The organism is Pseudoxanthomonas yeongjuensis (assembly GCF_010093345.1).
In the GTDB taxonomy this organism is placed as follows: domain Bacteria; phylum Pseudomonadota; class Gammaproteobacteria; order Xanthomonadales; family Xanthomonadaceae; genus Pseudoxanthomonas_A; species Pseudoxanthomonas_A yeongjuensis.
On sequence record NZ_PDWT01000001.1, the window covers coordinates 304305 to 317973 of the forward strand.

At 65.4% G+C, this 13669-nt stretch carries 11 protein-coding genes and 1 tRNA gene; 9 read left to right on the plus strand and 3 right to left on the minus strand.

Features of this window, described 5'->3' with window-relative positions; genetic code table 11:
- The 6 genes from CSC74_RS01390 to CSC74_RS01415 all read left to right on the plus strand — a co-directional run bounded on the left by CSC74_RS01390 (position 1) and on the right by CSC74_RS01415 (position 5787).
- The gene (locus CSC74_RS01390; protein WP_162312633.1) at positions 1-621 is read left to right on the plus strand and encodes a GNAT family N-acetyltransferase; all 621 of its coding nucleotides are present in this window, start codon (positions 1-3) and stop codon (positions 619-621) included.
- Positions 614-1573, plus strand: a complete 960-nt coding sequence (argC, locus tag CSC74_RS01395) for an N-acetyl-gamma-glutamyl-phosphate reductase (protein ID WP_162312634.1) — start codon at positions 614-616, stop codon at positions 1571-1573. Before CSC74_RS01390 ends, argC begins: the two co-directional genes overlap by 8 nt.
- Positions 1570-2871, plus strand: coding sequence for an argininosuccinate lyase (gene argH, locus CSC74_RS01400; RefSeq protein WP_162312635.1), 1302 nt, complete (start codon positions 1570-1572; stop codon positions 2869-2871). Before argC ends, argH begins: the two co-directional genes overlap by 4 nt.
- Before the next feature lie 105 nt (positions 2872-2976).
- Complete coding sequence (locus CSC74_RS01405) at positions 2977-3249, plus strand: YciI family protein (protein WP_162312636.1); 273 nt, start codon at positions 2977-2979, stop codon at positions 3247-3249.
- A gap of 9 nt (positions 3250-3258) precedes the next feature.
- A complete protein-coding gene (gene proB, locus CSC74_RS01410; protein WP_162312637.1) occupies positions 3259-4431 on the plus strand; it encodes a glutamate 5-kinase in 1173 nt (390 codons plus the stop codon).
- A gap of 105 nt (positions 4432-4536) precedes the next feature.
- The gene (locus CSC74_RS01415) at positions 4537-5787 is read left to right on the plus strand and encodes a glutamate-5-semialdehyde dehydrogenase (protein ID WP_162312638.1); all 1251 of its coding nucleotides are present in this window, start codon (positions 4537-4539) and stop codon (positions 5785-5787) included.
- Between the two features lie 153 nt (positions 5788-5940).
- On the opposite strand, the gene CSC74_RS01420 is transcribed toward CSC74_RS01415, so the two are convergent.
- Positions 5941-7212: a CynX/NimT family MFS transporter gene (locus CSC74_RS01420; protein ID WP_162312639.1), complete on the minus strand. Its 1272-nt coding sequence runs from the start codon at positions 7210-7212 to the stop codon at positions 5941-5943.
- 252 nt (positions 7213-7464) lie between these two features.
- Positions 7465-7541, minus strand: a tRNA-Pro gene (locus CSC74_RS01425).
- 139 nt (positions 7542-7680) lie between these two features.
- Between CSC74_RS01425 and hisS the strand changes: the two genes are divergently transcribed.
- Together hisS and CSC74_RS01435 are read left to right on the plus strand one after the other, a co-directional pair.
- The gene (hisS, locus tag CSC74_RS01430; RefSeq protein ID WP_162312640.1) at positions 7681-9087 is read left to right on the plus strand and encodes a histidine--tRNA ligase; all 1407 of its coding nucleotides are present in this window, start codon (positions 7681-7683) and stop codon (positions 9085-9087) included.
- 32 nt (positions 9088-9119) lie between these two features.
- Positions 9120-11015 carry an HAL/PAL/TAL family ammonia-lyase gene (locus CSC74_RS01435; RefSeq protein ID WP_162312641.1) on the plus strand — a complete coding sequence of 632 codons (1896 nt, stop codon included), beginning with the start codon at positions 9120-9122 and terminating at the stop codon, positions 11013-11015.
- 254 nt (positions 11016-11269) lie between these two features.
- Here CSC74_RS01435 and CSC74_RS01440 read toward each other — a convergent pair whose 3' ends face one another.
- Positions 11270-13030, minus strand: a complete 1761-nt coding sequence (locus CSC74_RS01440) for a sensor domain-containing diguanylate cyclase (protein ID WP_162312642.1) — start codon at positions 13028-13030, stop codon at positions 11270-11272.
- 310 nt (positions 13031-13340) lie between these two features.
- Between CSC74_RS01440 and CSC74_RS01445 the strand changes: the two genes are divergently transcribed.
- The gene (locus CSC74_RS01445) at positions 13341-13667 is read left to right on the plus strand and encodes a YerC/YecD family TrpR-related protein (RefSeq protein ID WP_162312643.1); all 327 of its coding nucleotides are present in this window, start codon (positions 13341-13343) and stop codon (positions 13665-13667) included.
- Positions 13668-13669 lie beyond the last annotated feature (2 nt).

Below are 13669 nucleotides of genomic sequence, written 5' to 3' on the forward strand. Positions count from 1 at the left end.
ATGAGCTTATCGAACCTCCCCGCGAATTGGCACGCGCCCCGGTTGTCCGGCGCGCATGCGTCGCTCGAGCCGCTGGCCATCGAACATCTGGATGGAATCGACCAGGCGCTGGACGGCGATGCGCTGGCCAGGCTCTGGTACACCAACGTGCCGAAGGCGGTCGACGCGGGCGCCTGGTTGCGCGGCGCGCTGGACAAGCAGGCACAAGGCGTCGAAGTGCCTTTCGTGGTGCGCGATGCCGACGGCGTGGTCGCGGGCAGCACACGCTTCTACGACCTCGATCCTTCCATTCCCCGGCTCAGCATCGGCTACACCTGGTATGCGCCGCGCGTGCAGCGCACCGGGCTCAACACCGAGGTCAAGCTTCTGCTGCTCACCCATGCCTTCGAAACCCTGGGCTGCGCGTCGGTCTACCTGGAGACGAGCTGGTTCAATCACACCTCGCGCGCGGCCATTGCGCGCTTGGGCGCGAAGCAGGACGGCGTGCTGCGCAACCATCGCCGCCATGCCGACGGCAGCCTGCGCGACACGGTGGTGTTCTCCATCCTCGACAGCGAATGGATCGGTGTGAAAAGCAACCTGCAATACAGGCTGGAACGCGGAGGCCGCAGCGATGGCTAGTCATTCGGTCGGCATCGTCGGCGCGCGCGGCCATACCGGCGCCGAACTCATCCGCCTGATCGCCCGGCATCCTTCGCTGGAGCTGGCGTTCGTGTCGTCGCGCGAGCTGGCCGGACAGTTGGTGGGCGAGCATATCGAGAGTTTCAGCGGCTCGCTCCGTTACGAGAACCTCACCCATGGCGAAGTCGCGGCCAAGGGCGCCGATGCAGTGATCCTGGCATTGCCCAACGGCAAATCGGGAGAGATCGTGGCGGCCATCGACGCCAGGACGCCGGATACGGTGCTGGTGGACCTGTCCGCGGACTATCGCTTCGATGAAAGCTGGTATTACGGCCTGCCCGAATTGACCCGCACGCGCTATGCCGGGCAGAAGCGGATCAGCAATCCCGGCTGCTATGCCACCGCCATGCAGCTTGCGATCTCGCCCTTGCTCGACCGCTTGGCGGGGCCTCCGCAATGCTTCGGCGTTTCCGGCTACTCCGGCGCCGGCAGTACGCCTTCGGACAAGAACGATGTGGACAAGCTGCGCGACAACCTGATGCCTTACGCATTGGCCGACCACATGCACGAGCGAGAGGTCTCGCGGCACCTGGGCGTACCGGTGGAATTCATGCCGCACGTGGCTCCGCACTTCCGCGGCATCACCATGACCGTCAACCTGTGGCTGGACCAGGCAGTGAAGGCCGATGCGATCCGTGAGCTGTACCGGGAGCGTTACGCCGGCGAGCCATTGATCCGGGTTCTCGACGAGGCGCCCTGGGTCAGCAATATCGCCGGCAAGCACGGCGCGGAGCTCGGTGGCTTCACCGTGGCGCCCGGCGGCAAGCGGGTGGTCGTGGTGGCGACGCTGGACAACCTGCTCAAGGGCGCGGCGACGCAGGCCATGCAGAACCTCAATCTTGCTTTCGGCTTCGACGAATTCACCAGCATTCCGATGGAGGAGGGCGCATGAGCGACCTGTTATGGCATAAACCCGGCGTCACCGTCGATGCGCGGATCCAGAAATTCCTCGCCGGCGACGACGTCATCCTGGATCGCGAGTTCTTCCTGCACGACATCGCCGCCAGCAAGGCGCATGCTGAAGGCCTGCAGCGCATCGGCATCCTTTCCAGCGAAGAGCTGGCTGGATTGTTGCGCGAGCTCGACCTGCTGGCGGCGGACTTCCGCAGTGGCGAGTTCGTGCTGGACGAACGCTTCGAGGACTGCCATTCGGCCATCGAATCGCGCCTGACCGAGCGCCTGGGCGATGCGGGTCGCAAGATCCACACCGGGCGCAGCCGCAACGACCAGATCCTGGTGGCCACGCGGCTGTGGTTGAAGGAAAAGCTGGCGCGCGTTTCGGAGCTCAGCCGCCACATCGCCAGGATCGCACTGGATCGCGCGGAAGCCGAAAAGGACTTGCCGCTTCCCGGCTACACGCATATCCAGCGTGCCGTGGTCTCCTCCACCGGCATGTGGTGGGCGGGTTGGGCCGAGGCCTTCATCGACAACGCGGTCCGTGCCGACGATACCCATCGTTTGATCGATGCCAATCCGTTGGGGACGGCCGCCGGCTATGGGGTCAATCTGCCGCTGGATCGCGACCACACCACGCGGGCATTGGAATTCTCGCGCCTGCAGGTCAGCCCGGTCTATGCCCAGCTCTCGCGCGGGAAGTTCGAAATGGCGGCACTGGAAGCCCTGGGAAGCGCGACACTCGACCTGCGCCGGCTGGCCTGGGACCTGTCGTTGTTCACCAGCGCCGAATTCGGTTTCGTCGCACTGCCGGCGCAGTACACCACCGGCAGTTCGATCATGCCGAACAAGCGCAACCCGGACGTGATCGAACTGATGCGCGCCACCCATGCCAGTGTCGCCGCGGCGCGCACCGAGATCGAGCAGTTGCTGTCGCTGCCTTCCGGTTACCACCGCGACCTGCAGGCCAGCAAGGGCGCGATCTTCCATGGCTTCGGCCGTGGTTTGCCGGCGCTGGAGCTGCTGCCGGACCTGCTGGCCAACCTGGAATGGCGCGAAGAGCGGATGCGTGCGGCGATTGATTCGGGCATGTACGCCACCGATGCAGCGGTCGAGCAGGCCGTCGCGGGCGTGCCGTTCCGCGATGCCTATCGCGCAGCGGCGGCTTCGGCGAACGAGGCCGCTGAAGGACGTACGCCCGAATCCAGCCTGGCCGCGCGCGTGTCCCCGGGAGCTGCGGCCGACCTGCGCCTGGATGAGTTGCGCAAGCGCTGGAAAGTCTTGATGTCGCCGTAGGAGCGGCGTGAGTCGCGAATACGTATCTCCCAATCTTCAAATCAATGCCGCATCGTTCCAGTCGCGACTCACGTCGCTCCTACGCCGATCTACGCTGGTCTCCTCATGTCCGAATCGAAACCAATCACGCGCTACCTGGTCATGGCCATGCGCAAGCCGAGCTTCAGCGATGAGGTGATCGCGCCGCACCTCGCCTTCCTGGATGCCTTGCGTACCGAAGGCAAGCTGGAGATGACCGGCGGATTCAGCGACAAGTCCGGTGGCGCCTATGTCCTGCGAGTAGCCTCGATGGAGGAGGCGCAAGCCCTGGCGACAGCGGATCCGCTGGCGACCTCCGGTTCTTCGGCGGTCGCCGTTTACGAATGGAACACGCGCTGAGTCCATGACATGAGCCAGGCCGACTCGCCCTTCATCGAACAGACGCTGCCGCAATGGCGGCGCGCGGTCCTCAAGGTGGGCAGCAGTCTGCTGGCGGCCCAGGGCGAAGGGCTGAGTACTCGCCATGCGCTGGGCCTCGCCCGATTCGTTGCCGACAGCCTGGCCGCCGGACGCGAGGTGGTGATCGTTTCCTCGGGTGCGGTCGCCGCCGGGCGCGCGGTGATCCATCGCAAGTCCGAGAGCGGCGCGGCCATGGCCGAACGACAGGCGCTGGCGGCGCTGGGCCAGGCGCAACTGATCGGGCTCTGGCAGGGCCTGTTCGAGCGTCCGGTGGCGCAAGTGTTGCTGACCCACGACGACCTGCGCAATCGTCGCCGCTACCTCAACGCGCGCGCCACCTTGAACGAGCTGCTGGCGTTGGGCGCCTTGCCGGTGATCAACGAGAACGACACGGTTTCGGTCGATGAACTCAAGCTCGGCGACAACGACAACCTGGCCGCGGTGATCGCGGCACTGGTCGATGCCGATGCCTTGTTCATCGCCACCGATATCGATGGTTTCTACACCGCCAATCCGCGCACCCATGCCGGCGCAAAACCAATCGACGAAGTGGAGGCGCTGACCCCGGAATTTTTCGCCATGGCTGGCGATGCCGGCAGCAGCAGCGGCACCGGCGGCATGCGCACCAAGCTGGAAGCGGCGGCCAAGGCGGCGGCGGCTGGCATCGAGACCTTCCTGTTCAACGGCACCAACGCCGATGTGGTGAGCTCTCTTGCCCAAGGCCGGTTGCGCGGCACGCGTTTCCGCCCCGCGCAGAACCGCATTGCGGCACGCAAATACTGGTTGCGGAACGTGCCGCTGGAATCGGGAAGCATCATCGTCGATGCCGGTGCGGCCCGCGCGATGGGCGAGAAGGGCGCCTCGCTGCTGCCGGGCGGGGTGGTGACGGCCGAAGGGGATTTCCGGCGCGGCGACATGATCGAGGTGCGGCTGCGCGACGAACAGGGCGATCGCGGCATCGCCCGCGGGGTCAGCCAGTATTCGGCGGTGGACATCCGCCGCATCGCCCGCCGCCACTCGCGCGACATCGAGGCGGTGTTGGGCTACAACTACGGCGGGAACGTGATCCATCGCGACGATCTGGTCCTCTTGTCCCCCACGGGGATTTCCTTCGGAACGTAGGAGCGGGCCTTGCCCGCGATGCTTTTCGATGTAGGAAAGCCAGAGCATCGCGGGCAAGGCCCGCTCCTACGAATCGTCAACTGCTGCAAGAATTGGATGTTCCTGATGGATATCAAGCAACAGGCCCTGCAATGCCGCGACGCCGCGCAGCAGATCGCGCAACTGTCCACCGAAGCGAAGAACGCGTTGTTGCGGGCGATGGCCGCTTCGCTGGAAGCGGATGCCGGCGCGATCCTCGAAGCGAATGCGAAGGACATGGCCGCCGCCGAAGGCAACGGGACCACGGGGGCGATGCTGGATCGCCTCAGGCTCGACCCGTCGCGGCTCGCCGGCATCGCCGACGCCTTGCGCGAAGTCGCCGCGCTGCCGGATCCGGTCGGCCTGGTCACCCGTCGCGATACGCGTCCCAACGGCATCGACATCCAGCGCGTGCGCGTGCCGTTGGGCGTGATCGCGATGATCTACGAGGCCCGGCCCAACGTCACCGCCGATGCCGCAGCGCTGTGCCTGAAGGCCGGCAACGGAGTGATCCTGCGCGGTGGTTCCGAGGCGATCCATTCGAACACGGCCATTGCCGCTTCCCTCAAGCGTGCCCTGCGCGAAGCCGGGTTGCCGGATGCCGCCCTGACCCTGGTCGAAGACCTGCGTCGCGAAACCATGCTGGAGTTGCTGCAGCTCATCGACATCGTCGACCTGGCCATTCCGCGTGGCGGTGAAGGCCTGATCCGCTTCGTCGCCGAGCACGCACGGGTGCCGGTGATCAAGCACTACAAGGGCGTGTGCCACCTGTTCGTCGATGCTAGCGCCGATCCCGATCTGGCCTTGCGCCTGCTGGTCGATGGCAAGGTGTCGCGGCCCAGCGCCTGCAATTCATTGGAAACCCTGTTGGTCCATGCCGACATCGCCGCGCAATTCCTTCCCCGTGCCGCCCAGGTACTGTCCGCGCACAAGGTGGAGTTGCGCGGTGATCCGCGTAGTGCCGCGTTGCTGAGCGGGGCCCGGCCGGTGGAAGAAGACGATTACGCCGCTGAATTCCTCGATCTGATTCTTGCCGTGCGCGTGGTCGACAGCCTCGACGAAGCCATCGCCCATATCCGTCGTTATGGTTCGGATCACACCGAGGTCATCGCGACACGCGATGGGGCCAATGCGGAGCAATTCGTACAGTCGCTACGTTCGGCGGTGGTGATGGTCAATGCGTCGTCGCGCTTCAGCGATGGCGGCGAACTGGGGCTGGGCGCGGAAATCGGCATCTCGACCACGCGCCTGCATGCCTACGGCCCGATGGGGCTGGAAGCGTTGACGGTCGAGCGTTTCGTGGTTCGCGGTACCGGACAGACACGCAACCTGCCGTGACAAGTTGTCGTCATTCCCGCGAAGGCGGGAATCGCTCTAATAGCAAAGGCGCTGGATGACCAGCCTTCGGCTGTTGAAGAGCGATTCCCGCCTTCGCGGGAATGACGATCAAAAACGGTGTCTCGGACGTTCCCTAATTAAAGAAGATCCTGCCTACCAGCTGTCTTCCAGCATCCGCGGCTTGCTGGCCAGGTAACCGCCGAACAGCAGGACCAGTGCGCACAGGCCGAGGAAGGCGAAGGGCAAACCCCAGCCGTGGCTGTATTCGTGCAACAGGCCGAACAGCAGCGGGCCCAGGCACGACAGCGAATAGCCGACGCCCTGCATGAAGCCCGACAACGCGGCCGAGCCTCCCGGCGTGCGCGTACGCAGGTTGATCAGGGTCAGCGCCAGCGGGAACGTGCTGGGGCCCATGCCCAGCAGCGCCACCCAGAGCACCGGCCATTTCATCGGCGCCAGCAGCAGGCCGGCGAACGCCAGCGCATAGAACACGAAACAACCCAGCACGATCAGGAACGGGTTGCGCATCCTCACCGCCAGTGCCGGCATGGTCAGCGCCGAGATCAGTCCCAGGGTCGAGAACAACGCCACCATCGCGCCGCCCAACGCGGGGCTGCCGCCGGCTTCGACCAGCAGTTTCGGCAACCAGGTGAACATCGAATAGGTGATCAGCGAGGTCATGCCGAACATCAGGGCCATGCCCCAGGCGACCGGCGAGCGCCAGATGCGGCCGCCAGCGGCCGGCTCAGCCAGTTCCGGCGCCTCGTCGCCGGGCGTCACCGCGCTGTCGTGGACCTGGGCCAGCGGCGATGCGTGGCGGCGCTCGATGACCAGCAAGGTCGCCCACGGCAGCGTCGCCACGATCGCGAACAAGGCCCAGGAACCCAGCGATACCTGCCAGTTGGCCGCAGCCGCCAGCGGCACCGCGAACAGCGCGGGCAGGATGGTGCCCAGTTGCAGCACGGTGATGTACAGGGTGCTGACCGTGCCCACGCGATCGGCGAAATAGCGTTTCACCAGCGGCGGCAGCACGATGTTGCCGATGCCCATGCCGGCCAGCGCGATCGCCGAGCCGACCAGCAGGCCGGTGGTACCGCCCGCGGCCGAACGCAGCAGCAATCCGGCGGTGGCCAGCAGCATGGACAACAGCGCGGTGCGTTCCAGGCCGATGCGGTGGGCGATGCCCGGGGTCAATGCGCCGAACAGCGCGAAAGCGGCGGTCGGCATCATCCCGAACACGCCGGTCATGGTTGCGCCGAAACCGAAGGTGCGGCCCAGTTCGTCGAGCAAGGGCGTCAACGAAGTGACGGCGGTGCGCAGGTTGAACGCGGACAGCACGATGCCGACCAGCACCAGGCCACGGCCGGACCAGAGCGATCCGGAAAGAGAGGAGGAAGTGCCTTGCGGCGGAGTGGGGTTATTCATGCACGGTGATTATCGTCGATGCGGATGACGCCGATGGGGCGTGGAACGTTGCGTCTTCCGTGTGTCGCGCGGTCGCTTGCCGTGGCATCCGGCCATCTCCGTGCGCCCATGGGCGCGAGCTCTTAACGGAAATTTCGGCGATCTGGACGAAGAGCTCGCGCCCATGGGCGCTCCTACAGGGGTGGCGATTCCTTCCGGTGATCGGCGAAGAGCCACAAAAAAACCGGCACGGGGCCGGTTTTCTGGTCTTCTTGGTCGGGGAGACAGGATTCGAACCTGCGACCTCTACGTCCCGAACGTAGCGCTCTACCAGACTGAGCTACACCCCGATGAAGCCGCGTATTGTATTCAGTCGGGCCGGGGTGGGGCAAGTAGTACGTGGGTTCCCGCCTGCCTGGGCCGTTCAGCCGCTAAAATGCCGGCTCGCCCTTACTTGCCGCTGTGCGGCCGCCATCCGGGAGTTTTCGCTTGATCAAGCCGCGCACGCCGCCAGGGGTCATGGAGCTGCTGCCCCGCGACCAGATCGCCTTCCAGCGCATGCTGGACACGATCCGCCGCAACTACGAGCGTTTCGGGTTCCTGCCGGTGGAAACCCCGGTCTTCGAGCTGTCCGAGGTCTTGCTGACCAAATCCGGCGGCGAGACCGAGCGCCAGGTGTATTTCGCCCAGTCCACCGGCGCGCTGGAGAAATCCGGGAGCGAGGCGGATGGCGGGTCGAGATCCGCCCTGCCGGAGCTGGCCCTGCGTTTCGACCTGACCGTGCCGCTGGCCCGCTACGTGGCCGAGCACGAACACGAACTGGCCTTCCCGTTCCGCCGTTACCAGATCCAGCGCGTGTATCGCGGCGAGCGCGCCCAGCGCGGCCGTTTCCGCGAGTTCTACCAGTGCGACATCGACGTGGTCGGCAAGGATTCGCTGAGCATCCGCTTCGACGCCGAGATCCTGGCGGTGATCCATGCGGTGTTCTCGGAACTGGGCATCGGCGACTTCACCGTGCAGCTCAACAACCGCAAGCTGATGCGCGGCTTCTTCGAGGGCCTGGGCGTCGCCGATGGCGAGCAGCAGATGGCGGTGCTGCGCGAAGTGGACAAACTGGACAAACGCGGTGCCGACTACGTGCGCGAGACGCTGACCGGCGAAGGCTTCGGCTTGTCGGCGGAGACGGTGGAGAAGATCCTCGGATTCGTGGCCGTGCGTTCGACCAGCCATGCCGATGCGCTGGCCCGCCTCGACGCTCTGGGGCAGGGTAGCGACACCTTCAACCAGGGCGTCGCCGAACTGCGCGAGGTGCTGGAGTTGGTGCATGCGCTGGGCGTGCCGGAAAGCGATTACTGCCTCAACCTGTCGATCGCGCGCGGCCTGGATTACTACACCGGCACCGTGTGCGAAACCGTGCTCGACGATTTCTCGCAGATCGGCTCGATCTGTTCCGGCGGACGCTACGACGACCTGGCCAGCCACTACAGCAAGTCGAAGCTGCCGGGCGTAGGCATTTCCATCGGCCTGACCCGCCTGTTCTGGCAGCTGCGCGAAGCGGGCCTGGTGGCTGGCGTCGATGAAAGTTCGGTACAGGCGATGGTCGCGCTGATGGAGGAAACCCAGCTCACCGATTCGCTGGATATCGCCCGGCGCCTGCGCGCCGGCGGCATCAACACCGAAGTGCAGATGGAGCCGAAGAAACTGGGCAAGCAGTTCCAGTACGCCTCGCGCGCCGGGATCCGCTTCGTGGTCCTGGCCGGCGAGGACGAACTGGCGCGTGGCGTGGTCACGGTGAAGGACCTGGCCCGCGAGCAGCAATTCGAGGTGACGCGCGATGAGCTGGCTTCCAGCCTGCGCGTGGAGTTGGAACAGACTCGCGCGCTCGCCGGTCGCTGAGAGAGCCTGCATTCAATGAAACCGAGTATTCAATGAAACCGATCCGCCTCGATGGACAATCCCTGACCCGCGACCAATTGGTTGCGATCGCTTGTGGCGCCAGCGTCGGGCTCGACCCGGGCGCACTGAAAGCAGTGGCGCGCGCCGCCGATTTCCTCGCCGAGCAGGTGCGCCGGGAAGAGCCGATCTACGGCGTCTCCACCGGCTTCGGCAGCAACGCCGACAAGCTGCTGGGCGCGCATCCGTTGCGCGACGAACTGCCGGGCGCGCAGAAGTCCGGTCGCTCGCTGCACGAGGAGCTGCAGAACAACCTGATCATCACCCACGCCGTCTGCGTGGGCGAGCCGATGTCCGCCGAAGTGGTGCGGGCGATGCTCGGTATCCGCATCAACACCCTGCTGCGTGGCCATTCCGGTATCCGCGTGCAGACCCTGGAAGCGATGGCGGCGATGCTCAATGCCGGCATCGTGCCGGTGGTGCCGGAGCTGGGTTCGGTCGGCGCTTCCGGCGACCTGGCGCCGCTTTCGCATCTGGCGCTGGTGCTGCTCGGTGGTGGCGAAGCCTTCTACGAAGGCGAGCGCATGCCAGGTGCGCAGGCCCTGCAGCGTGCCGGGCTGACGCCGGTCAAGCTTTCCTACAAGGAAGGCCTGGCGCTGAACAACGGCACCGCGCAGATGCTGGCGATGGGCGTGCTGTCGCTGCACAAGCTGGATGCCTTGCTGGATACCGCCGATCTTGCCGCGGCGATGACCATCGATGCCTTCGCCGGCCGACTCGGCGCTTTCGCGGAAGAAGTGCACGCCTTGCGTCCGCACCCCGGACAGGTGCACGTGGCCTCGCGCCTGCGCGACCTGCTGCAGGGCTCCACCCTGGCCGATATTTCCTATCACCTGGTGCCGAAGTTCAAGCAATGGTTGCCGCACAGTTGGGACACACCGGAATCGCAGCAACTGCGTTTCGATATCGGCTGGGACTGGGTGCCCAGCGACCAGCGCCATGGACGCGAGAAGTTCTACGACCGCTTCCGCCCGTTCCGCGGCGGCAAGAAGCACCAGCCGCAGGACAGCTACTCGCTGCGCTGCATTCCGCAGGTGCATGGCGCGGTGCGCGACGCGGTGGCGCAAGCCAAGCGCGTGCTCGATATCGAATTGAATTCGGTCACCGACAATCCGTTGGTGTTCCCGGACAAGAGGGATGCGGCGCACGTGGAAGAGCAGGTGATTTCCGCCGGCCATTTCCACGGCATGCCGCTGGCCCTGGCGATGAGCTACGTGAAGGCCTCGATTCCGGTGCTGGCCTCGATCAGCGAGCGCCGGCTGAACAAGCTGGTCGACCCCGCCACCAACGACGGCCTGCCCGCGTTCCTCATCGGCAACGAAGACGGCACCGAGTCAGGCCACATGATCGTGCAGTACACCGCCGCGGCCATCGTCAACGACCTGGCCAGCCGCGCGCATCCGGCCTCGGTGTTTTCCATTCCCACCAGCGCCAACGCCGAGGACCATGTGTCGATGGGCGCGAACGAAGCGCGCCAGGTGCTGGCGATGACGCGGGACCTGGGCAAGGTGCTGGCGCTTGAGTTGTACACCGCGGCACAGGCGCTGGATTTGCGCATGGACATGATCAATGCCGCGCGCGACCTGTCGCGGCGTACCGATGCGGCGGCGTTCGCGGCGAAAGTGCAGGGTGGTCCGCATGGCGACGCAGCTGCCGACGGAGCGTTCCACAGCGAGGTCGAAGGCCTGCGCGCGGAGCTTGCGAAGGCCGATGAATTCCATCCGGGCCGTGCCGTCGCGGCGGCGCACACGGCGATCCGCACGGAGATCCCTTTCCTGGATCGTGATCGGGCGATGGATGGGGAAGTCGCCAGGGCGGTAAGCCTGGTGGAATCCGGCAGGTTGCTGGACGCGATACGTCAGGCTGGCTGAGCCTTGTAGAGCCGAGCTTGCTCGGCTGCTCTTGCCTGGATGGCAATGCAGCCGAGCAAGCTCGGCTCTACAAAACCGCGAGAAGCTAGCGATTCTGGGTTGGCGCGTACGCCTTTGCCATGCTGCGCTCACCACCAAGTAGGCCGGCATTCGGAATGTCGCGCCGCACTTTCAAGCGCAGCTAATGTCACGCCAGGACAATATTTATTTGCGTTTGCATGACTGTGCCCGCAGGCGTTTGAAATCATTCGCGATCAAAGCGTCCGCACGCAATCGCGCCCTTCCGCCTTGGCCGCGTACAAGGCCTGGTCCGCCACCTGCAGCGCCGATTCGACGCTGTTCTTCGCGGCGACGTCGACCGAATGCACGCCGATGCTGGCCGAGACCGGGATCACCAGTTCGCCGCTCACGCAGGGCCGGCGATTCAGGCTCTGCCGCAGCTCTTCGGCCACCGCGCTGGCCTGGGCCAGGTCCATGCCGGGCAGGGCGGCGATGAACTCCTCGCCGCCGAAACGCGCCAGCAGCGCGCCATGCGGGGCCAGCGCCTCGGCCATGGTGTTGGAGGTGCAGCGCAGGCAGTCGTCGCCGACCAGGTGGCCGTAGCTGTCGTTGATCTTCTTGAAATGATCCAGGTCGATCATCAGCAGCGAGATCGGATGGCGGCTGTTGCGCGCCTCCGACAGCAGGTGCTCGAAGGCCTCGCGGAAATGGGTGCGGTTGTACAGGTCGGTCAGGCCGTCGTGGCGGCTGAACTCGCTGAGCCGATGGTGCGCGTCCTCCAGCTGCCCCAGTGCGTTGCGCAGTTCCGAGGTGCGTTGTTCGACCTTGTGCTCAAGCTGGTCGCGGGCTTCGCGCACGATGCGTTCGTTCTCGTTGCGCAGGGCCGCATAGCGGTAACCCAATGCGATCGATAACAGCAGCATTTCCAGCGCGGAACCGATCTGCACGCCGTACTCGGTGACGAAGTTCTTCGGCAGCAGGTTGAAAGCGATGGCCGCGAACATGCCGGTGCCCAGCAGGAACAGGAACCACGCCAGCAGGAACAACTTGGCCGGCTTGTAGCCGCGCCGCAGGACCACGATGGTTTCCACCAGGATCCAGCCGATGCACGGGAACACCGCCGCCGATGCCAGCGGCACCACGCTGCGATAGGGCAACTGCGTGGCGGCGATGCCGAGGAGGACGAAGAAGGCGATGATCGCCAGCGCGACCCGGTCGCCGAAGCGCCAGCGCTGCTTCAGTTCCAGGAATATCCGCGCGAACTGCTGCATGCCGATCAGGGCCAGGCAGATCGACAGCGGCACCATGTGGTCGGCCAGCCACGCCGATCGCGGCCACAGGTATTCGAAGCCCAGTCCGTTGAGGGTGAACAGGACCAGGCCGAAGGCGCTGATATGGAACAGGTACCAGAAATAGCCGGGGTCGCGCAGGGTCAGCCACAGCACCAAGTTGTAGATGAAAAGCGCCAGCAGGATGCCGTAGTACAGGCCGATGGCGAACTGGGCATCGCGCGATTGCTCGATGAAGGCGGCGGGCGCGTACAGGCGCAACGGCACCTGCATCGAGCTTTCGCTCTGCACGCGGACCATCAGGTCGACGGTCGTGCCTTGCGGCACGCTCAACCAGAAATTCGGGTGCCGGTAACGGATGTTGCGCTGGTCGAAGGGCAGGTGATCGCCGCCCGAGGCGTGCACCACCCGGCCATCCGGATAGGTCGCATACAGATCGATGCGGTCGCTGAGTGCGTACTCCTGGGTCAGCAGCCACTTGTCTTCGGGGCTGTCCCGGTTGCTGACCTGCAAATGGAACCAGTAGGCGCCATCCTGGAAGCCGAAGGACGGGTTGTCGCCGGGTATCCGCTGGAAACCGCCCCCGGCCAGTCTTGCCCGGGCGGCGGCAAGATCGTCCTTGCCGGTTTCGTCGTGATGGAAGGTGGTGTACGGGGCCAGCGACACCTGCGCAGTGGATGCAGCGAGTTGCAGCGGCGTGCGCGCGAATGCGTTCGCTGCCAGCAAGGCAAGAAGGATCGATAACAGCCGAATCAGTCGACTCCGCCAACGCAGCATCCTGCTAACTCCCCAAAGTCTGTTTCCGGGTTGCGGGTCCACCACGGGGACCGGCCCCGAGTCTACTCTCGCCGGATCATGGCCCCAACGGGCTCCAGTCCGGATTCCTTTGTTACTTGAACGGAATAACCGATGGCCCGGGGACAGGTCGTCGCTCGATGCCGGCTTGACGGGCGCCGCAGGTATCGACTAATGTAATAGCACGCTAATACATTGATACAAGCCGTTCCCATGGAAATATCCCCGTGAAGATGTCCGCATGAAGCGCCGTTCCCCCGCCGATGACCGGGCCGCCTCCGCCTCGCTGCAGGCGCTGTCGCGGGCGTTGGCGTCCCTGGGCAAGCCCGAGGACGTGCGCGCCTTCCTGCAGGACCTGTGCACCCCCGCCGAACTGGAAGCCATGGCCGATCGCTGGCGGGTGGTGCCCTTGCTGCTCAAGGGCGTGCCTTACCGTGAAATCCACGACCTGACCGAGGTCAGCGTCACCACCATCGGGCGCGTGGCGCGCACGCTGGAGAGCGGTACTGGCGGTTACGCATCGGCATTGCGCCGCCAGCAGTCCCGTCCTGCCGCCGCTTCCCACTGAGT